The 25,115-nt window shown below is 66.8% G+C and carries 27 protein-coding genes; 17 read left to right on the forward strand and 10 right to left on the reverse strand.

Annotated features, from left to right (window positions below; all coding sequences use genetic code 11):
• Positions 1-2: 2 nt before the first annotated feature.
• Together ORI27_RS20995 and ORI27_RS21000 are read right to left on the reverse strand one after the other, a co-directional pair.
• Entirely contained in the window at positions 3-179 is a 177-nt protein-coding gene (locus tag ORI27_RS20995) for a hypothetical protein (protein ID WP_265998964.1), read from the reverse strand.
• Positions 180-431: 252 nt separating this feature from the next.
• The gene (locus ORI27_RS21000) at positions 432-683 is read right to left on the reverse strand and encodes a hypothetical protein (RefSeq protein WP_265998963.1); all 252 of its coding nucleotides are present in this window, start codon (positions 681-683) and stop codon (positions 432-434) included.
• Here ORI27_RS21000 and ORI27_RS21005 point away from each other — a divergent pair.
• Entirely contained in the window at positions 682-2,922 is a 2,241-nt protein-coding gene (locus tag ORI27_RS21005; RefSeq protein ID WP_323055641.1) for an Ig-like domain-containing protein, read from the forward strand. The two genes, ORI27_RS21000 and ORI27_RS21005, sit on opposite strands and share 2 nt — an antisense overlap.
• Positions 2,923-2,984: 62 nt before the next feature.
• Here ORI27_RS21005 and ORI27_RS21010 read toward each other — a convergent pair whose 3' ends face one another.
• Positions 2,985-3,233 carry a hypothetical protein gene (locus ORI27_RS21010; protein ID WP_265998961.1) on the reverse strand — a complete coding sequence of 83 codons (249 nt, stop codon included), beginning with the start codon at positions 3,231-3,233 and terminating at the stop codon, positions 2,985-2,987.
• Between the two features lie 231 nt (positions 3,234-3,464).
• On the opposite strand from ORI27_RS21010, the gene lpqN reads away from it, so the two are divergent.
• Together lpqN and ORI27_RS21020 are read left to right on the forward strand one after the other, a co-directional pair.
• Positions 3,465-4,160 (forward strand): envelope biogenesis lipoprotein LpqN, encoded by a 696-nt coding sequence (gene lpqN / locus ORI27_RS21015; RefSeq protein WP_265998960.1) that lies wholly within the window; start codon positions 3,465-3,467, stop codon positions 4,158-4,160.
• A 53-nt stretch (positions 4,161-4,213) separates the two neighbouring features.
• Entirely contained in the window at positions 4,214-4,519 is a 306-nt protein-coding gene (locus ORI27_RS21020; RefSeq protein ID WP_265998959.1) for a hypothetical protein, read from the forward strand.
• Positions 4,520-4,545: 26 nt separating this feature from the next.
• Here the strand turns inward: ORI27_RS21020 and ORI27_RS21025 are convergent, their stop codons facing one another.
• Positions 4,546-5,202, reverse strand: coding sequence for a DedA family protein (locus ORI27_RS21025; RefSeq protein WP_265999017.1), 657 nt, complete (start codon positions 5,200-5,202; stop codon positions 4,546-4,548).
• Positions 5,203-5,336: 134 nt separating this feature from the next.
• Between ORI27_RS21025 and fbaA the strand changes: the two genes are divergently transcribed.
• A complete protein-coding gene (gene fbaA / locus ORI27_RS21030; protein WP_265998958.1) occupies positions 5,337-6,374 on the forward strand; it encodes a class II fructose-bisphosphate aldolase in 1,038 nt (345 codons plus the stop codon).
• Positions 6,375-6,411: 37 nt separating this feature from the next.
• Here fbaA and ORI27_RS21035 read toward each other — a convergent pair whose 3' ends face one another.
• Together ORI27_RS21035 and ORI27_RS21040 are read right to left on the reverse strand one after the other, a co-directional pair.
• Positions 6,412-7,272: a type IV toxin-antitoxin system AbiEi family antitoxin domain-containing protein gene (locus ORI27_RS21035; protein ID WP_265998957.1), complete on the reverse strand. Its 861-nt coding sequence runs from the start codon at positions 7,270-7,272 to the stop codon at positions 6,412-6,414.
• A 104-nt stretch (positions 7,273-7,376) separates the two neighbouring features.
• Positions 7,377-8,108, reverse strand: a complete 732-nt coding sequence (locus tag ORI27_RS21040; protein ID WP_265998956.1) for an Rv0361 family membrane protein — start codon at positions 8,106-8,108, stop codon at positions 7,377-7,379.
• A gap of 92 nt (positions 8,109-8,200) precedes the next feature.
• Between ORI27_RS21040 and ORI27_RS21045 the strand changes: the two genes are divergently transcribed.
• Entirely contained in the window at positions 8,201-8,617 is a 417-nt protein-coding gene (locus tag ORI27_RS21045) for a DUF3151 domain-containing protein (RefSeq protein WP_265998955.1), read from the forward strand.
• Here ORI27_RS21045 and ORI27_RS21050 read toward each other — a convergent pair.
• Both ORI27_RS21050 and ORI27_RS21055 read right to left on the reverse strand, forming a co-directional pair.
• Complete coding sequence (locus tag ORI27_RS21050) at positions 8,614-10,383, reverse strand: FUSC family protein (protein WP_265998954.1); 1,770 nt, start codon at positions 10,381-10,383, stop codon at positions 8,614-8,616. The genes ORI27_RS21045 and ORI27_RS21050 overlap by 4 nt on opposite strands.
• A gap of 5 nt (positions 10,384-10,388) precedes the next feature.
• Positions 10,389-11,285 (reverse strand): cation diffusion facilitator family transporter, encoded by an 897-nt coding sequence (locus ORI27_RS21055; RefSeq protein WP_265998953.1) that lies wholly within the window; start codon positions 11,283-11,285, stop codon positions 10,389-10,391.
• A gap of 190 nt (positions 11,286-11,475) precedes the next feature.
• Here ORI27_RS21055 and ORI27_RS21060 point away from each other — a divergent pair, with 190 nt between their 5' ends.
• From ORI27_RS21060 to ORI27_RS21110, 11 genes are all read left to right on the forward strand, one after another.
• Positions 11,476-12,111, forward strand: a complete 636-nt coding sequence (locus tag ORI27_RS21060; protein WP_265998952.1) for a TetR/AcrR family transcriptional regulator — start codon at positions 11,476-11,478, stop codon at positions 12,109-12,111.
• A 124-nt stretch (positions 12,112-12,235) separates the two neighbouring features.
• Positions 12,236-12,799, forward strand: coding sequence for a TetR/AcrR family transcriptional regulator (locus ORI27_RS21065; RefSeq protein ID WP_266074014.1), 564 nt, complete (start codon positions 12,236-12,238; stop codon positions 12,797-12,799).
• An 82-nt stretch (positions 12,800-12,881) separates the two neighbouring features.
• Positions 12,882-14,072 carry a lipid-transfer protein gene (locus ORI27_RS21070; protein WP_323055642.1) on the forward strand — a complete coding sequence of 397 codons (1,191 nt, stop codon included), beginning with the start codon at positions 12,882-12,884 and terminating at the stop codon, positions 14,070-14,072.
• A 26-nt stretch (positions 14,073-14,098) separates the two neighbouring features.
• Entirely contained in the window at positions 14,099-14,539 is a 441-nt protein-coding gene (locus ORI27_RS21075) for a type II toxin-antitoxin system Rv0910 family toxin (RefSeq protein ID WP_265998950.1), read from the forward strand.
• Position 14,540: 1 nt separating this feature from the next.
• Positions 14,541-15,407, forward strand: coding sequence for a MaoC/PaaZ C-terminal domain-containing protein (locus tag ORI27_RS21080; protein WP_265998949.1), 867 nt, complete (start codon positions 14,541-14,543; stop codon positions 15,405-15,407).
• A 28-nt stretch (positions 15,408-15,435) separates the two neighbouring features.
• Positions 15,436-16,308 (forward strand): SDR family oxidoreductase, encoded by an 873-nt coding sequence (locus tag ORI27_RS21085; protein WP_265998948.1) that lies wholly within the window; start codon positions 15,436-15,438, stop codon positions 16,306-16,308.
• A 2-nt stretch (positions 16,309-16,310) separates the two neighbouring features.
• On the forward strand, positions 16,311-17,570 hold the full coding sequence (locus tag ORI27_RS21090; RefSeq protein ID WP_265998947.1) for an acyl-CoA dehydrogenase family protein: 1,260 nt from the start codon (positions 16,311-16,313) through the stop codon (positions 17,568-17,570).
• Complete coding sequence (locus tag ORI27_RS21095) at positions 17,567-18,391, forward strand: alpha/beta fold hydrolase (protein WP_265998946.1); 825 nt, start codon at positions 17,567-17,569, stop codon at positions 18,389-18,391. The genes ORI27_RS21090 and ORI27_RS21095 overlap by 4 nt, the downstream gene beginning before the upstream one ends.
• The gene (locus ORI27_RS21100) at positions 18,388-19,998 is read left to right on the forward strand and encodes an acyl-CoA synthetase (RefSeq protein WP_323055643.1); all 1,611 of its coding nucleotides are present in this window, start codon (positions 18,388-18,390) and stop codon (positions 19,996-19,998) included. The genes ORI27_RS21095 and ORI27_RS21100 overlap by 4 nt, the downstream gene beginning before the upstream one ends.
• The gene (locus tag ORI27_RS21105) at positions 19,995-21,395 is read left to right on the forward strand and encodes an aldehyde dehydrogenase family protein (protein ID WP_265998945.1); all 1,401 of its coding nucleotides are present in this window, start codon (positions 19,995-19,997) and stop codon (positions 21,393-21,395) included. The genes ORI27_RS21100 and ORI27_RS21105 overlap by 4 nt, the downstream gene beginning before the upstream one ends.
• A 17-nt stretch (positions 21,396-21,412) precedes the next feature.
• The gene (locus ORI27_RS21110) at positions 21,413-22,246 is read left to right on the forward strand and encodes an SDR family NAD(P)-dependent oxidoreductase (RefSeq protein WP_265998944.1); all 834 of its coding nucleotides are present in this window, start codon (positions 21,413-21,415) and stop codon (positions 22,244-22,246) included.
• Between the two features lie 134 nt (positions 22,247-22,380).
• On the opposite strand, the gene ORI27_RS21115 is transcribed toward ORI27_RS21110, so the two are convergent.
• Together ORI27_RS21115 and ORI27_RS21120 are read right to left on the reverse strand one after the other, a co-directional pair.
• A complete protein-coding gene (locus tag ORI27_RS21115; protein ID WP_265998943.1) occupies positions 22,381-23,160 on the reverse strand; it encodes a site-2 protease family protein in 780 nt (259 codons plus the stop codon).
• Positions 23,161-23,198: 38 nt separating this feature from the next.
• Positions 23,199-23,813 (reverse strand): peptidase M50, encoded by a 615-nt coding sequence (locus tag ORI27_RS21120; RefSeq protein WP_407666382.1) that lies wholly within the window; start codon positions 23,811-23,813, stop codon positions 23,199-23,201.
• 198 nt (positions 23,814-24,011) lie between these two features.
• Here ORI27_RS21120 and ORI27_RS21125 point away from each other — a divergent pair, with 198 nt between their 5' ends.
• Positions 24,012-25,103, forward strand: coding sequence for a PE-PPE domain-containing protein (locus ORI27_RS21125; protein WP_265998942.1), 1,092 nt, complete (start codon positions 24,012-24,014; stop codon positions 25,101-25,103).
• Positions 25,104-25,115: the final 12 nt, after the last annotated feature.

A 25,115-nucleotide genomic window follows, 5' to 3' on the forward strand; every position in this document is an offset into this window, starting at 1 on the left:
CCCTACGGCACCGCCTCGAAGATCGGACTCATACCAATGGCCAGCGCCCACGAACCCACCCCTGCGAAGAAGCCCGCCCGTGCAAGACGCCGCGCGAGCGACGTTTCGCCCGAGTCGCGATCCACGCCCGGGGTGAGCAAACCGGCGACCCGGTCGCCGCGGATGGACAGTGCGTCCATCGGCGCGCGTGCGGCTCAGGTCGGCGGCCTCGCGATCGCTGCGTACGTCATCACGGCTGTGACCACGGGCCAGACAGTCGCGTCCGCCGACGTGGGGAATGCGGATCAGGGTAGTTCCGTCGCCTCGTCGAGGCAGCATGACGCAAAGGCACCGCGTACGAATAGTCCTGGGCCGCGCGCTGGATCGCGTAAACCGGCCAGTAGGCCCGCCGCCGCGAACAACGCCGGCGAAGCGACTCCCTCGTCGGCGGTTCACGAGTCGAGCACTTCTCGATCGGCGAAACGGACGATAAGCACGGGTGGTTTCCGAGCCTCGTCGAAGAGGAATGCGGACGTTGACCTTTCGGCGCCCACACCATTGCGGCCGAGCACACCGTCGACCGGCGCCTCCAGCAGGAGGCCGGCAACGGACGGCCCCCGAGACGGCGTGCCGGAAGCGGAATCGGCAACGCACGTGATCGGTGAGGGCACGTCCATGGAATCGCCGCCCGCGGCCACAGCCATGAAAGTCGCCGGTCTCGGGTCGAGCCCCGCCTCGGCGCCATCGCCGACCGCGCCTCCGCGGCTCGCGGTGGATTGGAGCCTGTTTGGTTGGATACGCCGCACGGTCTTCAATCGGCCGCCGACCATTCGCTATGACGCCAGCCTCAACGCTCAGGACATGAGCAACGGCGTCATCACCGGCAATATCGGCGCCGGTGATCCTGACCGAGATCGCTTGACCTACACCGTGGTTGCCGACCCCAAGTACGGGACCGTGGACATCGACCAACTCACCGGGGATTTCACCTTCACGCCCAGCGCGCTCTTCGCGCAGTTCGGCGGGGCCGACGCATTCACCGTCAAGGTGAGTGACGGCCGGTTCCATCTACTGTCGTTCCTGTTCTCACGGGATCGGGGCACTCCGAGAGCCCGGATCGCCGTTCCTGTCACGTCCCTGCCCGACGCCTCACCGTCGTCCCCGTTGGAGACGTTCAAGGTGGAGAAGGTGATCGACTTCGACGTCCCAGAGGGTGTGGTCGTCACCGGCGCGGACCTGACCCCGGACGGCGAGCACCTACTGCTCGAGGTGAAGATCGACGGAAAAACCCAGATCGCCGTGAGCAACTTGGATGGCGGTGATTACCAGTGTATTTCGTGTGGCGTGGTCACCAATGCCGCCAAAGCCCGTGTGCTCGAGGACAATCAGCGAATCTGGTTCGCCAACACCTCCGGGCAGCAATCGGCCGACGACCCGCTCGGGGGAGCCGGCTTGATCAGCTACGCGATGCTGGAGTGTGAAGGTTCGGTCTACTCGTGTGGCAGCCCGACCGTCAAGAATGTGGAGTTTCCGTCAGACCGGGGCCCACTGGCCACGATGACCCAGAATCGGGAGGCCAAGCCCGATCCGTTCGGCGAGTACGTGACATGGACGGAGAACACGCCTGTCACCGGCCCGCGGATGAGTATCGCCAGGCTGGTTGCCACCGAAGACGGATACACGCTCGTCGATCAACGAATCTTCAGCCCGCAATGGGACGAGGACACCGAATACGCGGCGGACTTCGCCAACGCCACGCGCTTCTACGAGGGAGCAAGCTGGCACGCCGGCGGCCGGTACCTGAAGTACCAGACCACCACCACCGGCCTGAACTACGACATCTGGTTGCTGGACACCGCCACCGGTGAACGACGCCAACTCACCACTGACCTGGACTACAACGAATCCGGTGACATCTCGCCGGACGGCGAGTCGATCTACTTCAGCTCGGCGCGCGGTGCGGACCGCATGGATGTCTTCACCGCCCTGGTGCGGCCGTCACTACTCGACGTCGCGGCCTTCCCCCAGATCGGGCGGGTGAGCTTGTGGAACAACCGGCGCGCGATGAACGAGCCCTGGGTGATGAGCCTCGACGAAGGCCAGCAGCTCGACGGCTATTCGGGTCAGCCGATCATCATCGACCCCGACTGGACGATCCGCGGGTGGAGCTGGTTCCCCGATTCCACCCGTGCCCTGATCAACGAGCAGCAGCGCCCGGACACCGTGACCCCGGGAGCACCCGACACCCCTTGGCGCTTCAGCATCATCAGCTTCCCCTCCCGAGAGGCAACGACCCCGCTCGCACCGGTGCACCAAGACCCCGAGGCCATCGCCATGTGGTCGGTGCCGGTCGAGGAATACAACCCGATGATGGGCCGCCAGGAACCGTCCCGGGTCCTCAAGGGGAAGTACTCCGGAACCGCCACCCTGCAATACAGCGGTGCTTTCGCCGGGGGTTCGTACTCGGTGACCTACGAGAACTATTCGGATGACGGCAAAACGTTCATCAACGGCACCGAGCAGGTCACGGTCGTCAACCCGATCGGTAATGCCACATGGAGTGCCGATCTGACCAGCACCGGTGAACGCACCGGCTATCTGAAGGGCAGCATCAAAGCCGGCAAGGCCAACGCGTTTACCGGCACGGTGTCCTCCGAGATCAATGGCGTCACCTACACCGGTGTGCCCATTCAGACCGATTTCCCGGTCATGGAGCAGCCCCAGCTCGCGATCTCGTCGTTCGACAACCGGGTCCGGGTGACCGCGACGGTGGCTGAGGATGGATACCCCCGAGCCGTCCGCGGCGCGACGGTGACCGTCGGGGCTACCACGGTCACCACCGACGAGCATGGTTACGCCCAGATCGCCTTCGCCCCCGGTGACACCGTCACTGTTGACGCCGGAGGCTTCCGATCGGCGAGCCAGCAAGTGCCTCTCACCTGACCGTGGCGCAGTTCCTGTCCGGGCACGCGCTGCCCGGGCAGGAACTGCGCACTGCCGGCCGCCTACGGGACGGCCTTGTCCTGCGGAGAGGCGACCATCAGGGGCCCGGTCATCGAACCGTCAACGGCCGCTTTGAAATCGCCCTGGGTGCCGTCGGTGTCGATGAGCGCGCCGTCGGCACCGCTGTCGCCATCCTGTACCGCAAACGAGGTCGACGGGCTGGCCGCGGAAGCGACGGCGATACCGCCGAACAGGGCCGCCAGGCCGATACCCATCGAAGCCACGAGTCCACTGAGGAGGATCTTTGTCATGTGCTGTGACCTTTCACGCGATCAGCGCAAACTAACGGCCACAGCTGTGTGAACCGCTGTGCTTCACCTGGGAGTCAGCTTCGGCGCGGCCGTGGCCAGTGAGAAAGCCAGCGGTGAACTTTCCGCGAGCAAACCGTTGCCGTGCGCTAACGATTGCGTCAATTGCGGGGTGCCCATGGATCTTTCCGGCTATCGTCCAGGGCGCAACCGGAACAAAGGACGTGAAATTCGATGAACAAGATCACGGTAAGCACTGCGGCGGGAGTGGCCGTTGTTCTGGGCATCACGCTCGTCGGCTGTGGCTCCAACTCCGACTCGGGGACATCGACCACCAGCTCCGCGACAACGTCGGCCGCCGCCACGACGACCGCCGCGTCGTCGACCCCCGCCGCCGCGGGTGACAAGACGACGATCAACCAGTACATCACCGACAACGACATCGCCGAGACGCCGATCAAACCGGACGAACCCGGCACTCCGACGTTCGATTTCCCGTTCCCGCCCGGCTGGAGCCCGGCCGGTGACCGGACGCCGGAGTGGGCCTACGGCGCGATCGTCTACGACCAGCCGGAGGATCCCAGCGACCCGCCGATCATGTACGCGATCGCCTCCAAGTTGACCGGCAACGTCGACGCGGCAAAGGTTCTCGAGTACGCGCCCAGCCAGCTGCAGGATCTGCCCGACTTCACGCCGATCGGCGATCCGGAGAAGGCCTCGCTGTCAGGTTTCGACGCCGTGATGTACGCCGGTACCTACACCAACGACGGCAAGAAGCGAGTCGTCGCCCAGAAGACCGTGGTGATCCCGGGCAAGGACGCATTGTTCGTGCTGCAACTCAACGCCGACGCTCTCGACGGGCAGCAGAGCGTCGTCATCGACGCCGCGAAGTTGATCGACGAGAAGACGAAGATCACGCCACCGGCGTGACCGTCAACCGGATCCGAGACCTCTAGCCCGCTTACCGACGGAGAAGCATCGACATGAACATCCGAATCACGGCTCCAGGCTTCCTGATCGCCGCGCTGTGCGGCGCAGCGCTGGTGTCCTCACCGTTGGTGACCGCACCTCCGGCGCACGCGGCATGTGACGCGGGCCAGGTTCTCGACGGCCGCACCGGCATCTGTTGGTCGCAGTCCCAGACCACACTCGGGGTCTCGGGCACCGGCGGCACCTGTCTACCCGGCCGGCTCGGCCTGTGCATGGCCGGCCTGCAGAATTCGCAGATGCCTGGAGCCAACCTGCCGGTGGCACCGCCTGCCGGGCCTGCGCCGAGTTCGTGGCCGTGACGGTCGAGGACTGACCACGCCGACGGTCAGGACTCGGTGACCGGGTCTGTCACGTCCTTGGCTGCTTTGCGGCGCTTGTACCACTCCCACACCATCGGGGCCACCGATGCCACCGCGATTCCGATGAAGATCGGCTCGAGCAGCTTCTGGACGATCTCGAACTGGCCCAGCCCGTAGCCCAGCAGCGTCAGGCCGATGCCCCACACCAGCGCACCGACGATGTTGTACAGCGTGAAGATCGCGTATTTCATCTGGGCCGCGCCGGCGGTGATCGGAGCCAACGTTCGCACGATGGGGATGAAGCGGGCCAGCACGATCGCGAACGGTCCGCGCTGCTCGAAGAAGAGGTGGGCCTCGTCGAGGTAGCGCTGTTTGAGTACGCGGGCGTTCGGCTTGAACATCGCGGTCCCGAGGAATCTGCCCACGAAGTAGCCGACCTGGCCGCCGAGGATCGCGGCGATCGGGATGAATACCAGCAGCTGCCATAGCTGGAAGTTGGTCTCCACGTCGGCGCTGCGGGCGGCGGTCCCGGCGGCGAGCATGCCCGCCACGAACAGCAACGTGTCCCCGGGGAGCACCGGGAACAGCACGCCGGACTCGATGAAGACGACGACCAGAATGCCGACCAGGGCCCACGTGCCGAATTGCTCGATCAGCTTGAGCGGGTCGAGGAAATCCGGCATCAGCGCCAGGGTGGTGGTTGTCACGACGCCCAAGGGTACCGGTGGCTATCCAGATGTCCCTGTCGCCGCCCGTGCCAGTCGACCAGCTTCTTGTCATACTGACCTGGTCAGCCGGAGAGTCGAGAGGAAGTGCCATGCCCATCGCCACGCCCGAGGTCTACGCAGAGATGCTCGGCCGCGCCAAGGAGCACTCGTTCGCGTTCCCGGCGATCAACTGCGTCGGCTCGGAGAGCGTCAACGCCGCCATCAAGGGATTCGCCGACGCCGGCAGTGACGGAATCATCCAATTCTCCACCGGCGGAGCTGAATTCGCTTCCGGTCTGGGCGTCAAGGAGATGGTCACCGGCGCGGTGGCGCTCGCCGAGTTCGCCCATGTGATCGCCGACAAATACCCCATCACCGTGGCGCTGCACACTGACCACTGCCCCAAGGACAAGCTCGACACCTACGTCCGCCCGCTGCTGGCCATCTCGGCCGAGCGGGTGGCCAAGGGCGCCAACCCGCTGTTCCAGTCGCATATGTGGGACGGCTCGGCGGTCCCGATCGACGAGAACCTGTCGATCGCCCAGGAACTGCTCAAGCAGGCCGCTGCCGCCAAGATCATCCTGGAGATCGAGATCGGCGTGGTCGGCGGCGAAGAGGACGGTGTGGAGGCCGAGATCAACGAGAAGCTCTACACCACCGCCGAAGACTTCGAGAAGACCATCGAGGCCCTCGGCGCCGGCGAACACGGCAAATACCTGTTGGCCGCTACGTTCGGCAACGTGCACGGTGTCTACAAGCCCGGCAACGTCGTGCTCAAGCCCGAGGTGTTGGCCGAGGGCCAGAAGGTGGCATCGGCCAAGCTGGGCCTGCCCGACGGAGCCAAGCCCTTCGATTTCGTCTTCCACGGCGGCTCGGGCTCGCTGAAGTCGGAGATCGAGGATTCGCTGAAGTACGGCGTGGTGAAGATGAATGTCGACACCGACACCCAGTACGCGTTCACGCGTCCGCTCGCGGCGCACATGTTCACCAATTACGACGGGGTGCTCAAGATCGACGGCGAGGTGGGCAACAAGAAGGTCTACGACCCGCGTAGTTATCTGAAGAAGGCCGAGGCCTCCATGTCCGAGCGCGTCGTCGAGGCCTGCCAAGACCTGCACAGCGCGGGCCGTTCGGTGTCGGCCGGCTAGTAGCGATTTCGGCGCGTTTTCGTTCGCCCAGCGGCGGTTAACGCGCCGAAATCGCTCGTTGGACCAAGGCGAGGACGCGTTCGGGATACTCGGTCAGGTCCAGCCAGGTGAACCGCAACACCTGGTAGCCGGCGAGGACGAGGGCGTTTTGTTTCCTGCGGTCTCGCTCGAACGCTTCCGGATCGGTATGGAAGGCGAATCCGTCGACCTCGACCACCACCTTGGCGGCACGGAAAAGGACGTCGACCTCGTACCCGATCACCTTCTGGTTCGCCTTCCACCCACAGATGCCGGATGCGTTCAGTAGCCGGGTGAACAATCGCTCTGCCGCAGACTTCGTGCCGTCGTCGGCCGCCTGTAGCAGCCGACGCGCCGCGGGGGATCCATACCTACCCGTGTTGCGGAGATGGGCCGCCCATAGCTGCCGGAGTTCGGTGTGGCGCTGCAGAGCCTGGTCCATCAGCTTGGGTCCGCCGCCGCGGCGTACCGCCGCTTCGATCGCCGTGAGCGGAAGCGCGGTGACGCGCAGTCCGCGGTACTCGACGACGTCGAGGTGTGAGAGGTTGCGTCGCCGTAGCCGAGATCCGCTGTGGCGACGGCCGTGGCTGTTGCGCGGCACCGTCACTTCGACGACGTCGGGCGGGAACCGGGTCAGCTCAAGCCACCACGCTGCCGCCAGACCGCTCGCACAAGCCGCTTGTCCGTAGCCCCACACCGCCGCTCGGACGCGGGCCGCGTCGGTGAACTCGCGGTCGGCCACGAAGTAGACCCCTGCCGAGCACCGGCGCCAGTGCCCCGCGCGGACACGTCGCCGGACCGCCTGTTCGGTGAGCCCGGCGTCGTGTGCCTGAGCCAGGGTGATGACGCCGTCGTGGCGGCGCAGGAGATCGTGGAGCACTTGACGCACGTGAGTCAGACGCACGCAGTGCCGCGAACGGTTCCCTCCGCGGTGATTTCGGCGCGAAAACCGCCGCTAAGCGAACGAAAACGCGCCGAAATCGCTCAGGACGCCTGGCAGATCTTCCACTGGTTGTCGCGGAACTGCAGGTCGAAGCTGCGGGTGGAGCGGGTGGCCGGATCGAAGGCCATGAACGAGGTGACGTTGGCTTCGGCATGATCGCCGTTGACGACGACCTCGTCGATGCTGGCCACCACCGGATACTGCCCGGCCGCCGCCACCCGCGCGTGGGTGTCCGACCACGCACGATCGTCGTACGTGACGTAGCTTTCCCTGGTCTGGCCGCAGGTGATACCACGCAGGGCCGCCAGATCGCCCTTCTGCACGGCGGTGTCGAAACTCTGGATGGTGGATCGGACCATGTCCTCCTGCGACACCTTGGGGGAGTTGTCGCGGGTGAGCAGAGCGGTGGCCAGGATCGCGACCGCCGCCAGCGCCGCGATGATCGTGATCACCGCGAGCACCATGCCCCAACTGCGTCGGCGGGTCGCCACCGGGCGCGCCGGGATGGCCTGCGGGCCGGTGCGCGGCGGGTCGGCGGCCGCGAAGACCTCGGTCGGTGTGGAGAAGATCTCGGTTTCGGGGTCCGGTGTGCGGTCGATGATCTGGGTCGAGCCCGCGTCGAATCCCGGTGCGGTGTAACGGCGTTCGGGTGGTGTGTCGGCCGCTCCGATGACCTCGGTGGCCGCGTCGTTCTCCTCAGTTGGCTGCTCGCCGTCGACAGGGACGACGGGTGTGGTCGCGTCGTCGTGGTCGGGCCCGGATGGGTTCGACATGGGCTGCTGCCGTCCTTCTGAAGTGCTGGTGCTACCGACCCTAACGGTTGGGTGCGACCATCTGCGCCCGGTGGCACCGGCACAATGGGGCAATGACATCGTTTGGTGATCTTCTGGGGCCCGAGCCCGTGCTGCTACCCGGTGACATCGAGGCCGAAGCCGAACTCTTGGCTGGTGAGAAGCCGGCGATCGTCGCGGCTGCCCACCCATCGGCGTCGGTGGCGTGGGCCTGTCTTGCCGAGGAGGCGTTGGCCGACGACAAGGCCGTCACCGCCTACGCCTATGCCCGCACCGGCTATCACCGCGGACTGGACCAATTGCGCCGCAACGGCTGGAAGGGCTTCGGCCCGGTTCCCTACCGCCACGAGCCCAACCGCGGATTCCTGCGTTGTGTGGCAGCCCTCGCGCGCGCTGCCGACACGATCGGGGAGACCGAAGAGTTCGCCCGCTGCCTGGATCTTCTCGACGACTGCGATCCCGCGGCCCGCGTCGAACTCGGCCTGGCCTAATCCGGCGCCAGTGATTGGCGCAACTCGGTGATCTCATGCGCGACGAACGGCGGGGGATCGCCACGCTCGGGCGGCACGGCGCCGCCGCGCACGGCGGCCGCAAGCGCGTGCAGCGCCCGAACATCCGGTTGAGCGGACCGCCCGCCGAACAGGGACCGGCCGAACTCGGCTCCGTCGGCGCGGTGCTCGACGGCCCAGCAGGCCGCGATGGTCCGGTAGGCCAGCTTCTCGGTGGCCGCGACCGCCGGTAGCAGGTGTTCGGCGGTCGCCCTTGTGCGCTGCCCACCGGCCAACGCGGCCTCGTCGGCTTCGATCAGTCCGATCGCCGCGATCTGTAGATCTCGCCGCGCCGTGCGCGCCGTCAGGCCCGCGGTCTCGCCGGCGGCGATATAGGGGAAGACTCCGGCGGTCGCCTCCAGCGTCCGCCCGATCGCGTCGGTCAGCCGGGCCGCCTCCTGCCACCGCGCCGCCACCAGGTAGACGGCCAGCCCGACCGCGCAGCCGATCAACGTGTCGATGCCGCGCGCCCAAAGGACGTGGCCGATGTCGACCGCATGTGTTCCCGACGAGATGGTCAACGCCGCTGCCGTGATGAAAACCGTTGCCAGCGTGTAGCTCCGAACGACCAGCAGCTCGATGATGAAGTTGAGCAGCGCCAACAGCAGCACCAGCCAGAGGTCGTGGGGATGCAGCGACAGGATCACCGCGGCCAGCCCGAGACCCACCCAGGTACCCAGCAATCGCTCGGCGCCGCGGCGCAGGGTGCGGCTGCGGTCGGCGCCCTGGTGCAATACCAGCACCGCGGCCGCCATCGCCCAGTAGGCGTGGTCGACACCCAGCGCGATCGCCGCGGCGCCGGCCAGCGGCACACCGACGGCAACCCGTTGCATGACGTGCCGGACATGCGATCCGGGGCTGACGGCCCGACGCAGCACCGTGACCAGGGCAGGCGCGCCCAGGGTGATCCGCTCGGGATCTCTCGTAGCGACGGTCTCGGGCGCCAGTTGCAGCGACGCCAGCCGGCGGGCCTGGTCGGCGGTCTGCGGATCCGGGCCGGCCCCGCGGGTCACGGCGGTGACCGCGGTGGTGAACAGGACGTGCACGGCATGGTTGGCGGCCCGCAGCCGGTGCAGGACGCTGGCCTCGGAGGCTGGCAGTGGCTGATAGTTGACCAGCACACTCCACGACTTGTGCAGTGCGGTCGCCGCGCGCAGCCGGGCCGCGCGTTCCCGCGGGGAGTCGGCGGCCGCGATGTAGTCGGCGACGGCATCGGCGGCGGCGGTGACCGCGGCCCGCTCCGGCCCGCGGAAGCTGACCAGCGCCCCGGCCATCTGCACCAGCCAGGCCACCGCGCCGCCGGCCAGCACCAGTACCCCGATCGTCCAGGGCGCCAGCTGGGCAGCCGAGACGCCGATACCGGCCGCGCAGGCCACCACGAAGACGTAGGCCCCGGGTGGCCCGACGGCCAGCGCATTGCACAGCCACACCGCCGCGACGGCGACCAGGGACACCGTCAGTACGCCCAACCCCGGCACCTGCGCTGCCCAGTCGCCCAGGGCGACGGCCGCGGCCAGTGACACCGCCACCGTCGCGAGCTCGATGCCGCGGTTGGCGTAGGGACGGTCGCCGCCGAAGCGCGCGGTGAACGAACCCAGGGTGGCGATCAACCCGGAGCTCATCGCACCCAAGGCCCACCCCGCCGTGGCAGGGATGGCCGTGCTGATCGCCGCGCGCAGGCCCTTCGGCCAGCGCGCCGGGGTGGCCAACTACCTCACCAGTCGGTCTGGCCCGGGCAGTCGTCGGCGCAACCGGGCGGCTCGACCTGGACGGTCGCGTGTTCCAGCCCGCGGGCGGCCAGCACCGCCCTGGCATCGTCGAGTACCCGGTTGGAATCCCCGCTGCTGGTCAGGTGGGCGGTCGCCATGTCCTTGCCGGGCACCAGCGTCCACACGTGCAGGTCGTGTACCTCGGTGACGCCCTCGACGGCGGCCAGCGCGGCGCGCAGTTCTTCGACGTCGATGTGTTGCGGCGACGATTCGGACAGAATCCGCAGCGCGGCTCGGGCCAGCCCGATCGCCCGCGGCAGCACCCACAGGGCGACGAACACCGCGACCACCACGTCGGCGTAGGGCCAGTGCGTCGTCACGGTCACGACGCCGGCGATCAGCACGCCGATGCTGCCGACGGTATCGGCCACCACCTCCATGTAGGCGCCCTTGACCGCCAGGCTTTCCTGGGACTGCGAGCGCAACAGCAGCACCACAGCGAGGTTGGCTGCCAGACCGGCGACGGCCACCACGATCATCGGGACACCGGGGATCTCCGGCGCGTCGCCGAGCCGCTCGAACGCCTCGTAGAGGATGAACCCGGCGACACCCATCAGCAGGACGGCGTTGGCCACCGCGGTGAACACCTCGGCCCGATGCCAACCGTAGGTGCGTGCCGCGGACGCCGGGCCGTGGCGGGCCAGCAGCACCGCGGTCAGCCCCATGAACATGGCGACCAGATCGGTCAGCATGTGGCCGGCGTCGGCCAGCAGGGCAATCGAATTGATCAACAGTGCGGTGGTCAGCTCGATGACGAAGAACACGGTCAGGATGCCGGCGGCCATGAGCATCCGGCTCACCCGCGCGTCACCACCGTGGCTGTGATCGTGTCCGGAACCCATAGGGGAAATATATGCACAGAAGTGCATATGTTGCAAGGGCGGCGGCCTTGAAACGGGCCTTACCGCACCCGCACCCGCACTGCCGATCTCCCGCAACGTCGGGCACGCCGCGGCGCGGCGGCCGTGGTCAATCGCTACTATGTCCGGCAAGCAACGATTCTCATGTGGGTAGAGGTGTCGTAAGGCGGCAATGGCTGTGGTGAGCGTGGGTGAACGTCGAACTCAGGCTGAACGTACCGCCGCGATGCGCACCCGATTGCTCAACGCAACTGTTGAATGCCTGGTCACCTACGGCTACGCGGGTACGACGACGCCGAGGATCGCCGAGACCGCGGGCGTGACACGCGGTGCCCAGGTGCACCATTTCCGCTCTAAGGAAGATCTCGTGGCCGCCGCGGTGGAGCATCTGGCGCAGCAGCGGATTCAAGCCGCGATCCGGCAGAGCAGCGGTGTGTGGAAGAACCCCGACCCCGTCGCCGCCGTCCTCGAATTCCTGTGGGAGTCGCATCAGGGCGACATGTTCGTGGCGACCATCGAGCTGTGGGTGGCGGCGCGCACCGATGACGTTCTGGCCAAAGAAGTAGCCCGGGTCGAACCGATGGTGAACAGCACGTTGATCACGGCGTTGGCCCAGCTGCTTCCGGACCACGCGGACCGCAAGCAAGTGCGCAACGCCCTGTTCACCGCGATGGACGCGCTCCGGGGGATCCTGATCGTCGGATTCGTTGATCGCGATGTGGCGCAGGCGCGAAAGAGGTGGGACCGCGCGTCGGTCTATCTGTCGAGGATGTTCTCAGAAGCCCTCGCGTACAACGGTTCTGACTAACAACTGAAGCGCCGCTGGATCGATCCCGTCCCTCTTACATACAGTCTGGCATGCAGGTATTCTGCCAATTGTGGGACTCGGACGTCGAACGCAATCTGAGCGAACGGCTGTCACGCGACGAAGATTGCTTGAAGCCACGGTCGAGTGTCTGATCGCGTACGGATACGCCGGCACGACCACCTATCGGATCGCGGCGCTAGCGGGCGTGACCCGGGGCGCCCAGGTGCATCACTTCCGCTCGAAGGAAGATCTGGTCGTCGCCGCTGTCGCACATCTCGCCGAGCAGCGGGCCCGAGCCGCCCTGGACGGCCACCGCCGATTCCAGAGTGGCTCCGACCTGTCCGCGGATGTCCTTGGCTTTCTCTGGGAAGCTCATCAAGGCGGGATGTTCGTTGCCACCATGGAACTTTGGGCCGCGGCGCGGACGGACAACGTGCTCGCAAGCCAACTCGCCCGGGTGGAGTCGATGGTCAACCACGCGTTGGTCAACGCGATCACGCAACTGCTGCCGAGCCTGGGCGCTCAACAAGCGCTGCGTAACGCGATCTATACCGCCATGGACGTCCTGCGCGGGATTTTGGTCGCCAGCTTCGCCGATCGGGAGCCCGGGGAGGTTCGTCGTCGGTGGGATCGGGCGTCGGTGCATCTGCAACCGGTACTGGAGCAAGCAATCAGGGAAGAGCGGTGAAGCCCCTTGCATAGATACGTGCCGATCGGTATGTTTCTGACATGGCGCATCGGCGACTGCGATGCCGGGAGAAGGAGTGGTGATGGCGAACAGAGTGTTCGTAGTCGGTGTGGGGATGACGAAGTTTGAAAAGCCTGGCCGGCGGGAGGGATGGGACTACCCCGACATGGCCCGCGAGTCCGGGACCAAGGCACTCGAGGACGCGGGGATCGATTACGACCTGATCGATCAAGCCTTCGTGGGATACGTCTACGGCGAATCGACCTCCGGACAGCGCGCGCTGTACGAGTTGGGCATGACCGGCATTCCGGTGGTCAATGTCAACAACAACTGCTCGACCGGCTCGACGGCCTTGTACCTTGCCGCGCAGGCGATTCGCGGGGGACTGGCCGAGTGCGCCCTGGCGCTCGGCTTCGAGAAGATGCAGCCGGGGTCACTGGGTTCGACGTTCAACGACCGGGCCCAGCCGATGGAGAATCACTTCCTGGCACTGGCCGAGATATCGGAGGTCCTCTTTCCGCCCGCACCCTGGATGTTCGGGGCGGCGGGACGTGAGCATATGAAGGAATATGGTTCTACCGCTGAACATTTCGCGAAGATCGGCTACAAGAACCACCGGCATTCGGTCAACAATCCGTACGCGCAGTTCCAGGAGGAGTACAGCCTCGACGACATCCTCGCAGCGCCGATGATCTATGACCCACTGACCAAATTGCAGTGCTCGCCGACCTCGGACGGGTCCGGCGCGGCGATTCTGGCATCGGAAGCATTCGTCGAACAACACGATCTCGCCGGGCAGGCCATCGAGATCGTCGGCCAGTCGATGACGACCGACTTCACCAATAGTTTCGACGGGACCTGCAAGGCGCTGATCGGCTATCACATGAATGTCGAAGCGGCACGGCGGGTTTACGACCAGTCGGGCCTCGGTCCGGAGGACTTCCAGGTCATCGAGCTGCACGACTGTTTCAGCGCCAACGAACTGTTGCTCTACGAGGCGCTGGGGCTCTGCGCCGAAGGGGAGGCGCCCAAGCTGATCGACGCCGGTGACACCACGTACGGCGGGCGGTGGGTGGTCAACCCGTCCGGCGGGCTGATCTCCAAAGGCCATCCGCTCGGGGCCACCGGACTGGCGCAATGCGCCGAGCTCACCTGGCAATTGCGTGGCACCGCCGACAAACGGCAGGTCACGAATGTCACTGCCGCACTGCAACACAACATCGGACTCGGCGGGGCAGCCGTCGTGACCGCCTACCAGCGCGCCGAGCGCTGATCCAACAGACGAAGGGAAGTATCACCGTGGGACACATCGAAGCGACGCGCGACCTGGCCGCCAGCCCGGAAGCCTTGTGGGCCATCATCTCCGATCCCAACACCTGGGACCAGTGGTTCACCGTGCACGACAAGTGGCTCGACGAACCGCCGGCCGAATTGACGCCCGGCGTTCGCCTGACCGCCAAGATCGTCATGCTCAACATGGCCAACAAGATCGAATGGCAGGTGAAGTCCGTCGACGCACCCACGAGCCTGGCACTCGGCGGTACCGGGATGGCGGGCGTGAAGGCTGATTTCGCGTTCACCATCGAACAGGTGGGAACGGGCTCGCGATTCACCGTGGCCGGGGACTTCGAAGGCGCGCTGGTGAAGGGTGCGCTGGCCAAGGCCGTGGAGAAGGATGGCGCCAAGCAGCTGGACAAGACTCTGGCCAAGCTCGACGAGTTGGCATCGGCAGCCGTCTGACATGACCGAGACGCTGGAATTCGACGACTCCGGGCTGGACACCTGGACCGAGGATGACCACTTCGAGGTGACCCGGGAGCGCATCGCCGAATACGCCGCGGCCACCAACGATCCGATTGCCGCGCACCGAACGGGCGACATCGCCCCGCCGGTCTTCGCGATCGTCCCGGTATTCGAGTCGATGATGATGCCTACGGTCGACGTGCTGCCCGTCGAACTCGTACCGCGAGTGGTGCACGGTGAGCAGGACTTCTTCTTCCACCGGCCCATCCGCCCGGGCGACAGGCTGGTCTCCCGCGGCAAGATGATCGGTTACGAGGGGCTTGAAAACGGCACCCGTGCAGCCATTCTCGTCGAATGCCGGACTGAGGGCGGCGAACTGGTCAACGAGCAGTACGTGACCTGCTTCGTCCGTGGCTTCAACGCCGGCAAGAAGATCGGAGAACTGACGCCGTCGCACAAGTTCGACGAAGCATTGCGGGTGAACGCCCCCATCGCAAAGGTGACCCAGCACGTCGATCTCGACCAGACGTTCCGGTACTCACCTGCCTCCGGTGACCCGATGCCGATCCACCTCGACGAGGAGGTCGCCAGGGACGCCGGACTGCCGGGCATCATCGCGCACGGGCTGTGCACCATGGCGTTCACCTCGTGGGCCGTGCTCACCGAAGTCGCCGGTTCCGACGTCACCAGGCTGCGCCGGCTGGCGGTGCGCTTCTCCAAGATGGTGCTTCCCGGCGACAACCTGGAAACCCAGATCTGGAAGCAGTCCAGCGGCGGCGGTGTCACCACCTACGCCTTCGAGACCAGCCGGGCCGATGCCGGTGAAATGGCGATCACCGACGGCCTCGCCGTGATCGCCGACTAGACCTGAAACAACCTACAGGAGTAGACAAATGGGAATTCTTGATGGACGGGTTGCCGTCATCACCGGCGCCGGCCGCGGCATCGGCCGTGAGCACGCGCTGCTGTTCGCCAACCAGGGTGCGGCGGTCGTCGTCAACGACCTGGGCGGCAGCAACACCGGCGAAGGTGCCGACTCCGGGCCGGCCCACGAGGTGGTCGCCGAGATCACCGCAGCCGGTGGCCGCGCGGTCGCCAACGGTGACAACATCTCGAGCTGGGACGGGGCCAAGAACCTCGTGCAACAGGCGATCGACGAGTTCGGCCGCCTCGATGTGCTGGTCAACAACGCCGGCATCCTGCGTGATGCGTTCATCGCCGGGATGGACGAGTCCCAGTGGGACGCCGTGGTCACGGTTCACCTCAAGGGCCACTTCGCGATGCTGCATCACGCGTCGGAGTACTGGAAGGCTCAGTCCAAGGACGGCGATCAACCGGTGGCCGCGGTGATCAACACGGCGTCGGGTTCCGGGCTCACCATCCCGAACGCCGGACAGGCGAACTACGGTGCGGCCAAGGCCGGCATCGCCGCGCTGACCCTGATCGCGGCCGAGGAACTGGAGCGGTACGGGGTGCGGGTGAACGCCATCGCGCCCATTGCCCGTACCCGGTTGACGCTGGCGACCCCCGGCATGGGTGCGCTGATGGCCGAACCGGACGACGGTGGTCTCGATCTGTTTTCGCCGGCCAATATCTCACCGCTGGTGGCCTACCTGGCCAGCGAGAAGTGCTCGGTCACCGGACAGGTGTACGCGGTTCAAGGCGGTGCCATCTCCCAATTGAGGGGGTGGCACGACGTGGAGACCATCGAGACGGACAAGGTGTGGGAGATCGACGACATCGCCGCACGCCTGCCGGGAGCCTGACCATGATCGAGTGGTCGGACACCGACATCATCATGCGCGACACCGTGCGGGAGTTCATCGCCAAGGAAATCCGCCCGCACATCGAGGAACTCGAGAGCGGATCCCGCTCGCCCTACCCGATCGCGCGAAAGCTGTTCAGTGAGTTCGGCCTCGACGTTATGGCCGCGGAGGCAGTGAAGACCATGCTCGACCGGGAGCGGGCCAGGGCCGAATCCGGGGACAGCGCCCAGGCCACCACGCGAACCGGCGGTGGGCTGGGCGAGCTGGGGGCCCAGGCCTCGATGGCCGCGGTGCTGGTCACCGAACTCGCCTCGGTCAGCATCGGCTTGCTGTCGACGATCGGGGTCAGCCTCGGCCTGGGCGCCTCGACCATCATGACCCGCGGCACGCTGGTCCAGAAGGAACGCTGGCTGCCCGAACTGATGACGCTGGAGAAGATCGCGGCATGGGCGATCACCGAACCCGATGCCGGATCCGATGCCTTTGGTGGCATGAAAACCTATGTCCGGCACGATGGTTCGGACTACATCCTCAACGGCCAGAAGACGTTCATCACGAACGGCCCCGATGCCGATGTCATCGTGGTGTACGCGAAGCTGGACGAGGGACCCGAGTCCGGCGTCGACAAGCGCAACCGGCCCGTGCTGACCTTCGTCCTCGACGCCGGGATGCCCGGGCTCACCCAGGGCAAACCGTTCAAGAAGATGGGCATGATGTCCTCGCCGACCGGGGAGTTGTTCTTCGACAACGTCCGCCTCGGCCCCGACCGGCTACTCGGCGAGACCGAACAGCACGGCGGGGGTGACGGACGCGACAGTGCCAGGGCGAACTTCGCCGGAGAGCGGATCGGGATCGCGTTGATGTCGCTGGGCATCATCAACGAATGTCACCGGCTGTGTGTCGACTACGCCCGGACACGCACCCTCTGGGGCAAGAACATCGGCCAGTTCCAGTTGATCCAATTGAAGTTGGCCCAGATGGAGGTCGCCCGGATCAACGTGCAGAACATGGTGTTCCAGACACTCGAGTCCGTTGGCCGGGGGCGGTTGCCGTCCTTGGCCGAGGCGTCGGCGATCAAGCTCTACTCCTCGCAGGCCGCCACCGAGGTCGCCATGGAGGCGGTGCAGCTCTTCGGCGGCAACGGATACATGGCGGAGTATCACGTGGAACGGTTGGCCCGCGATGCCAAGTCGTTGATGATCTACGCGGGTAGCAACGAGGTCCAGGTCACCCACATCGCCAAGGGACTGCTCTCGGCATGATCAGCATCGACACGGGCTGCCACAACGGTGTGCGGACCCGGGTTCTGTCGGTGGACGGCGCCGGACCGCCCATCGTCCTGCTGCATGGCTACGCCGACTCCGCCGACACGTGGCGGGCCGTGCTCGATCAGCTCGAGGCCGCCGGCCGGCGCGCCGTCGCGGTCGACCTACCCGGGTTCGGGTGGGCGGACCGCAGGCGGCCCGGCCCGCTGCTTCCGCAGTTCGACGCCTTCGTCGATGCACTGCTCGCGGACTGCGGACCCGCGGTGCTGGTGGGGAACTCGCTGGGCGCGGCGACCGCGGTCCGGGCTGCAGCCCGCAATCCCGAGGTGGTGCAGGCGGTTCTGGCGCTCAACGATCCGCTCAACGCCCGCCATCTGCCGGCGCGGCTGGCCCGCGGCAGACGGCTGCCCGCCCAGCTCTGGGACACCGCGGCGATGCTACCGATCCCCCCGGGAGTACTCCGGTGGGCCACCGACAAAGCCGTCCGGCACGTTCTCTACGGTCCCGGCGCGGTTGCCGACCCGGCGGTGGTGGCGCGCTGGCGGCGCACCGTCGGGGGACCCGCGGCGCTGGCCACGCTGGGCCGCTACGCATTCGAGTACGCCCACGAGACCGCGGACGGACATCGCGGCCTGCGCATCACTTGCCCGGCCGTCGTCGCGCACGGGGCCAAGGACCGCATCATTCCCGTCCAGGCCAGCCGAGCCCTGCACCAGCAGATCCCCGGCAGCTCCTTTGTGGTGTTACCGCGATCCGGCCATTGCCCCCAGCTGGACAACCCACGCGAGGTCGTCCGGCTGATCATGAGGCTGCCGTGACCACGCGACCGGTGAATCTGCTGCGTGCCGTTACGGTGCTACAACGGCGGGGAATGATCAACCTCGCCGATCCGGCCGGACTGCTGAGAGCCGCACACGCCCTGCGCCGCTACGGGTCATTCGGCGGCCTGGTCACCTACACCGCGTCGCGCTACGAAGACCTGCCCGCAGTGACCGACGAGCAGGGCACGCTGACATTCCGCGAACTCGACCAGGTGTCCAACGCCGTCGCGCGGGTGTTGATCACCCGTCGGCTCAGCTGCGACTCGGCTGTCGGGCTACTCAATCGGGGGCATCGGGGCCTGCTGGTCAGCCTGGCTGCCGCCGGAAAAGCCGGAGTGCGAACGGTCTTGCTCAACACCGGTTTCGCGGGGCCCCAGCTGCACGACGTCTGTGTGCGTGAGCGGATCCGGATCGTTCTCGCCGACCAGGAGTTCGCCGAGCTGTTCCCCGCCCTGCCGGGCGATGTCGACGTGGTGCTGAACCAGTCCGCCGAGGACGACCACGATCAGCGATTGCTCGACGACATGGCCGCCGGACAATCCGTCGACCCATTGCCGTACCCGAAGCGCCCCGGCGGACTGGTGCTGCTCACCAGCGGGACAACCGGCACTCCGAAGGGCGCCCCGCGTGACCGGATCAATCCCCTGCAATCCGCCCAACTCTTGGACCGCGTACCGTGGCCGGCGAACAGCAGCTACGTGGTGGCAGCGCCGCTGTTCCACGCCACCGGATTGGCCACGGCAACAGTCGGATTGGCTCTGGGCAACCGCATCGTCCTGGCGCGGCGGTTCGATCCGCGGGCCGTACTGAGCGCGGTCGCCCAGCACCGGGCCGGTGCCATCATCCTGGTTCCCACCATGCTCAACAGGATCCTGGACCTCGGGTCCGACGTCATCGGCCGATACGACACTTCCTCACTGCGGGTCATTTTCGCCGCCGGATCCGCGCTGTCACCGGAGGTGTGCCGGCGAACGCTCAACACGTTCGGCGACGTGCTCTACAACCTCTACGGCTCCACCGAGGTCGCCACCGCGGCGGTGGCCACCCCGGAAGAACTGCGGCTTGCGCCGGGTACCGTCGGCCGACCACCCGTCGGCTGCCGCATCGCCGCGTACGACGAACACGACCAGCCCATCACCCGGCCCGGACGGAGCGGAACACTGTATGTGTCCAGCGGGCTGAGCTTTTCGGGCTACACCGACGGTGGCCGCAAGCGGGTGCTCGACGGACTGATGTCCAGCGGCGACACCGGCCACTTCGACGAACACGGCCTGTGGTACGTCGACGGCCGTGACGACGACATGATCGTCTCCGGGGGAGAGAACGTCTACCCGATCGAGGTGGAGAACCTGCTCAGCGAGCATCCGTCGATTCTCGAGGCGGCCGTGGTCGGAACACCCGACCAGGATTTCGGGCAACGCCTGTGCGCCTTCGTTGTCGTCCGGGGAAGCGCCATCCTGGACGCCGACGGAGTCAAGGCCTATGTGCGTCAGCGGCTGGCCCGCCACAAGGTGCCGCGAGACATCGTCTTCCTCGACGCGTTGCCGCGCAACGAGACCGGGAAGGTGCTCAAGAACAATCTGCTGGCCAGGTCCGCCGAGTGACCCCCGCCGAATCGGTGTCGCGACGTGTCGGCCAGTTGCGGTCCCATCAGCCGGCCTGGGCGGCCCTGCCGGTGGCCAGCCGGGTGCGGTGGCTGTCGGACTACCGGGACTGGTTGTGGGACAATCAGTCCCGTCTCGAACGGCTGTTGATCGAGGAGACCGGTAAGCCGGCGACGGAGGCCGGTCTGGAGATCCCCTACGTTGTGCAGGCGATCAACTACCACAGCAGACGGGCGTCGCGGTTGCTCGCCGACCGACGGCCGCGACCGCACGGCATGCTGGCGATCACCAAGCGTCAGTTGATTGTTCAGCGCCCCTACCCGGTGGTGGGTGTCATCACGCCATGGAACTTCCCGCTCGGCCTGTCCCTGCTGGACGCGGTACCTGCGCTGCTCGCCGGATGTGCGGTCGTGGTCAAACCGTCCGAGCTGACGTCGTCAGCAGTGGCGGCAGCGGTCGCAGGCTGGACCGAAATCGGTGCACCGCAGGTGTTCGGCATGGTTGGTGGCGACGGCGGCGTCGGCGCGGAAGTGGTCGGTGCCGTCGACTTCATCCAGTTCACCGGTTCGGCGCGCACCGGAAGAGCCGTCGCGCGGGCGGCGGCGGACCGGTTGGTTCCGTGTGCCCTCGAACTCGGCGGCAAGGACGCGATGATCGTGCTCGACGATGCCGACATCGAGCGGGCGGCCAACGCTGCGGTATGGGGCGCGATGGCGAACTGCGGACAGATGTGTGTGTCGGTCGAACGGGTGTATGTCGAAGCGCCGGTCTACGACCGGTTCCTCGCGGCGGCGGCGGGCAGAGCCGCTGAACTGCGGGCAGGGACCGACATCGGCGGATTCATCAATCCCGCCCAGGGCGACGTCGTGGCCAGCCACGTCGAGGACGCTCTGGCGCGCGGGGCGAGGGCACTGGTCGGGGGCCGCCGGCCGGGGGACGCCACGGTGCTCGCCGATGTCAACCACGCCATGGTCTGCATGGCCGAGGAGACGTTCGGTCCGACGTTGCCGGTGATGTGCGTCGCCGACGAGGACGAGGCGATCCACTTGGCCAATGACTCCCGCTACGGGCTCTCGGCGGTGGTCTTCAGCGGTGACCGCCGGCGCGCCGAACGGTTGGCCCGCCGTCTCGAAGCGGGCACGGTCAACATCAACGACGTGTTCGCCAATCTGTTCACGTTGGCGCTTCCCCAGTCGGGTTGGAAGGAATCGGGCCTCGGCGCCCGCGGCGGCAGCGATGCGGTACTGAAGTTCTGCCGTTCCCAGGCGATCGTCTCGGCTCGAGTGATGCCCCGACGCGAACTCACCTGGTACCCCTACACCCCGGTCCGGCGCGCCGTGCTGCACCGGGTCTCTCGACTCCTCGGTGCGCGCGGCCTTCGGCGCCGTCTCGGCTAGCAAAAGGAAGAGAACACATGGCGAAGACGAATCTCACGAGTCGGGTCGTGGCGGTGACCGGCGGCGCCCGGGGGATCGGGGCGGCGATCGCGGCGGCCTTCATCGAAGCCGGTGCCAAGGTGGCGATCGGCGATATCGACGTGCACCTGGCCGAAAAGACCGCCGGGGCGCTCGGCTGCTGGTCGGCGGGGCTGGACGTTGCCGACCGGGCCGGCTTCGCCGAGTTCCTGGACTCGGCGGCCGCGGCCCTCGGTCCGGTCGACGTGCTGATCAACAACGCCGGCATCATGCCGGTCACGCCGCTGGTCGACGAGCCGGCCCAGTCTATTCAGCGCCAACTCGCGATCAACGTCACCGGTGTCATCTACGGGACGCAGCTCGCGATCGAGCGGATGGCCCCGCGAGGCACCGGACACGTGGTCAACATCGCGTCGGCCGCCGGCAGGATGGGCTTCGGCGGGGTGTCGACCTACTCCGCCACCAAGTTCGCGGTGGCCGGCTTCACCGAGGCCGTCGCGCTCGAGGCCGCGTCCTCGGGGATCGTGTTCACCACGGTGTATCCCGGCATGGTCACCACCGAGCTGTCCGCGGGAATCCCCGACCACTGGCTGATGCGGTCCTGCTCACCGGAGGTCGTCGCGGCGGCGGTCATGGACGCGGTCCGCCGGGGTAGGCGCTCGGTCTACGTACCGCGCCGGTTGGGTCCGGTCGCCGCGGTCTACGGTGCCCTGCCCGTTCGGGCACGTGCCGCGGTGATGGGCCTGCTCGGGGCCGACCACCGGATGCTGGACGGTGATGCCGATATCCGGCAGACCTATGAGTCGCGCGTAGGTAAGGCTCACCAGACCTAACATTTGTGCCGAGATTTCTTGTGAAGTAGCTCACAGAACGCTCACGGCTCGCTAGATTGAGCAATGCCTACCGGGGTATGGACCCGCCGGGGGGCAACGACGGAGGGGATCGCTGCCCCCCGCCTCGGTCCTTGTCAGACCCAGGCGGACCAGAAACGCGTCAGCTGGGCCCCGATCGAGGCCAGCGCCCCGGGCACCCCGGACAGGTCGAAGAACCAGAACACCACCGAGAAGAACCACCGGTTCAGCGCCGGGGCCAGCAGCAACACGATCAGGAACAAGAACCCGAACTGCTTGGCCGGCGCCACCGCGCGCTGCGTCTCCGGGCTCAGATGCGGCTCCAGTGCCCCGTATCCGTCCAGACCGGGGATCGGCAGCAGATTCAACAGCAGCGCGGTGATCTGCAGGAAACCCAGAAACGCGACCGCAGACCAGAACACGCCGTGGCCGGGGTCGTAGAACGTCCGCGTCACGCCGAGCAGGACGACGGCCAGGATCAGGTTGGCCGCCGGCCCGGCCAGGCTGACTAGGGTTCGTTGACGTGGCGTCATGTACGCCGTCCGGACGTAGACCGCCCCGCCGGGCAGACCGATGCCGCCCAGCGCGATGAACAGCAGCGGAAGGCCCAGCGACAGCAGCGGGCTGGAGTATTTCAGCGGGTTGAGCGTCAGGTACCCACGAACCGCCACGTCATGGTCACCGAACCGCCAGGCCGTGTAGGCGTGGCCGAACTCGTGCAGACACAGCGACACCAGCCAGCCTGCGATGACGAAGATGAACACACCGACATAGGACAGCGGGCGCACCGTCTCGGCGGCCAGCCAGGACAGCACCCCGCCGCCGACGGTGATCGCGACGATCACCAGGAAGACGGGACTGGGCCGCACCGACTGGCGCAGCGGACGGATGTTCACCTCACGAAACTACCCGACACGCGGCGCCGACCTCGGGGTCAGGAGACCCGCAGCCAGCCCGTGGTGTGCCGGTAGAACGCCGACCGTTTCACCTCGCGGGGCATCGGCACGCCGTCGCGCACCACCCGGGCGCCGGTGGTTCCGAGTTGGACGGCCCGGCCGGTCAGCCAGCGCCGCGGACGCATCCGGCCCGTCAATGCGGCCGCGCGCAGGCCCGGCATCGAGGTCGTCGGCTCGATCCGCACGGCCGTCACCTTCCCGTCGAACAGCACGTCGTCGTCGACGACGGCTTCACCGTGGATCACCCGGTCCTCGCCGGGCGGAAGCCAGAACGCCGCCTGCGCCACCACCGTCCCGGTCTCGTCGCGGATCAGTGGAATGCGTTGTGCCACACCGGTCAGGGCGCGCCGGGCGCCGCGCCACCCCGACGCGTGGGCGACTTCGACGTCGAGGCGATCGATGCGCATCAGCCGGGTCAGCACGGTGGCCAGGTCGGCCGCGGAGCCGAGTACGACGACTCGGCGGGCCGCAGCCGTCGCCGCATCGATGTCGTCTGGGCCGCCGATAGTCACCACCGGCAGTTGTCTCAGGACGGAAGGCGTTGTGCGGTGGCCGAATCTGAGCACGACGGTGTGTCCGTGGTCACTGTTCACGAGACTCCTCTCAGCGCGCGATCGGCGGGCGTGGACCGTAGCCTTGTCGGTGTGGGTGCAATGACACGGGGGAAATTGCAACGCGACCGCCTGTTAGCGAATTATGTTTCATCCGTTGGGTTTTCGTTAATGCTAATCACATGTTGTTGCGTCGTTGTTGCCGGCACCGCGGAGTCTCGGCCGACGAAGGCGGCGCGAATGTTGCCGTACCGGCTGATGGCCACCGAAGCGCTCATCATGACCGGCTCGGGTATGCCTGTGGTTGAACCGGAGTGGATGGATTTGGTGGTTCGCCACTTCATCAACCCCGCCCTCGGCGAGCAAGTCGCGGCCGGCCCGCTGACGACGCCCGAGCAATTCTGGCCGTTCAGCGGTCGGGATGATGAAACCATCGACACCTCCATCGAGCGGGGCGTGACAATTCTGCTCGCCGCGCTGGAATCCGGCCGAGACTCCAACACCGATCTCGTCGTGTTCGGATACTCGCAAAGTGCGGTCATCTGCTCGATCGTGATGCAGTCCCTCGCTGAAGCCCAAGCCACCGGCGAACCGGTCGGTTCGGTGTCGTTCGTGCTGATCGGAAATCCGACCCGCCCCAACGGCGGGCTCACTGCCCGGTTCCCCGGTCTGTATCTGGCGGACCTGGACTGGACCTTCGCCGGCCCGATGCAGACCGACGCGGCATATCCCACCGCTGACATTGCCCGCCAATACGATCCGATGTCGGACTTCCCGCTGTACCCGCAGAATGTGCTCGCCGACCTCAACGCCCTGATGGGGCTCACCGTTCACGACTATTCACTCGTCACGCTCGACCCCGACGACCCGCGGTACGACCCCAATACCGTCGTCGAGCACAATGCGGCCACGAACACGACCTATTACCTCATCCCCACCGAGGAATTGCCGATTCTGGCCCCGCTCCGGGCGATGGGCATCGCCCCGCGCCTGGTCGACGTAACCGAACCGGTCCTGCGGGTGCTGATCGAAACCGGATACGACCGCACGATCCCATCCGGTGAGCCCACCGCTGCCAGGTTGTATGAAGACGGCGACATCGACACCGAGAAACTCAAGCAGGATTTGGCCGCGGCCGTCGAGGTGGGCATCGAGACGCTGAAGAGCCCAGCTAGCCCTGGTTCGGCCCGCACGGCCTCACGAGCCGGTACCGGCAGCCACCGGCCTGCGCGCCACGGATCTGCGCCCTCCGCACGCAACACCGGAACCGTGTCCAAGAGCCGGCCGGCAGCACGGTCCACGCACCGGGCCCACTCGGCACGCACGATGTAAGACCAGCGCGAC

It is taken from the genome of Mycobacterium pinniadriaticum (assembly GCF_026242045.1).
In the GTDB taxonomy this organism is placed as follows: Bacteria; Actinomycetota; Actinomycetes; order Mycobacteriales; family Mycobacteriaceae; genus Mycobacterium; species Mycobacterium pinniadriaticum.

Bases quoted from the DNA above. Each gene is read 5' to 3' on its own strand.
- ORI27_RS20995 (WP_265998964.1), bottom strand. From the start codon at position 179: ATGGACGCACTGTCCATCCGCGGCGACCGGGTCGCCGGTTTGCTCACC.
- ORI27_RS21005 (WP_323055641.1), top strand. From the start codon at position 682: ATGAAAGTCGCCGGTCTCGGGTCGAGCCCCGCCTCGGCGCCATCGCCG.
- ORI27_RS21000 (WP_265998963.1), bottom strand. From the start codon at position 683: ATGGCTGTGGCCGCGGGCGGCGATTCCATGGACGTGCCCTCACCGATC.
- ORI27_RS21010 (WP_265998961.1), bottom strand. From the start codon at position 3,233: ATGACAAAGATCCTCCTCAGTGGACTCGTGGCTTCGATGGGTATCGGC.
- lpqN (WP_265998960.1), top strand. From the start codon at position 3,465: ATGAACAAGATCACGGTAAGCACTGCGGCGGGAGTGGCCGTTGTTCTG.
- ORI27_RS21020 (WP_265998959.1), top strand. From the start codon at position 4,214: ATGAACATCCGAATCACGGCTCCAGGCTTCCTGATCGCCGCGCTGTGC.
- ORI27_RS21025 (WP_265999017.1), bottom strand. From the start codon at position 5,202: ATGCCGGATTTCCTCGACCCGCTCAAGCTGATCGAGCAATTCGGCACG.
- fbaA (WP_265998958.1), top strand. From the start codon at position 5,337: ATGCCCATCGCCACGCCCGAGGTCTACGCAGAGATGCTCGGCCGCGCC.
- ORI27_RS21040 (WP_265998956.1), bottom strand. From the start codon at position 8,108: ATGTCGAACCCATCCGGGCCCGACCACGACGACGCGACCACACCCGTC.
- ORI27_RS21045 (WP_265998955.1), top strand. From the start codon at position 8,201: ATGACATCGTTTGGTGATCTTCTGGGGCCCGAGCCCGTGCTGCTACCC.
- ORI27_RS21055 (WP_265998953.1), bottom strand. From the start codon at position 11,285: ATGGGTTCCGGACACGATCACAGCCACGGTGGTGACGCGCGGGTGAGC.
- ORI27_RS21060 (WP_265998952.1), top strand. From the start codon at position 11,476: ATGGCTGTGGTGAGCGTGGGTGAACGTCGAACTCAGGCTGAACGTACC.
- ORI27_RS21070 (WP_323055642.1), top strand. From the start codon at position 12,882: ATGGCGAACAGAGTGTTCGTAGTCGGTGTGGGGATGACGAAGTTTGAA.
- ORI27_RS21080 (WP_265998949.1), top strand. From the start codon at position 14,541: ATGACCGAGACGCTGGAATTCGACGACTCCGGGCTGGACACCTGGACC.
- ORI27_RS21085 (WP_265998948.1), top strand. From the start codon at position 15,436: ATGGGAATTCTTGATGGACGGGTTGCCGTCATCACCGGCGCCGGCCGC.
- ORI27_RS21090 (WP_265998947.1), top strand. From the start codon at position 16,311: ATGATCGAGTGGTCGGACACCGACATCATCATGCGCGACACCGTGCGG.
- ORI27_RS21095 (WP_265998946.1), top strand. From the start codon at position 17,567: ATGATCAGCATCGACACGGGCTGCCACAACGGTGTGCGGACCCGGGTT.
- ORI27_RS21110 (WP_265998944.1), top strand. From the start codon at position 21,413: ATGGCGAAGACGAATCTCACGAGTCGGGTCGTGGCGGTGACCGGCGGC.
- ORI27_RS21125 (WP_265998942.1), top strand. From the start codon at position 24,012: ATGTTGCCGTACCGGCTGATGGCCACCGAAGCGCTCATCATGACCGGC.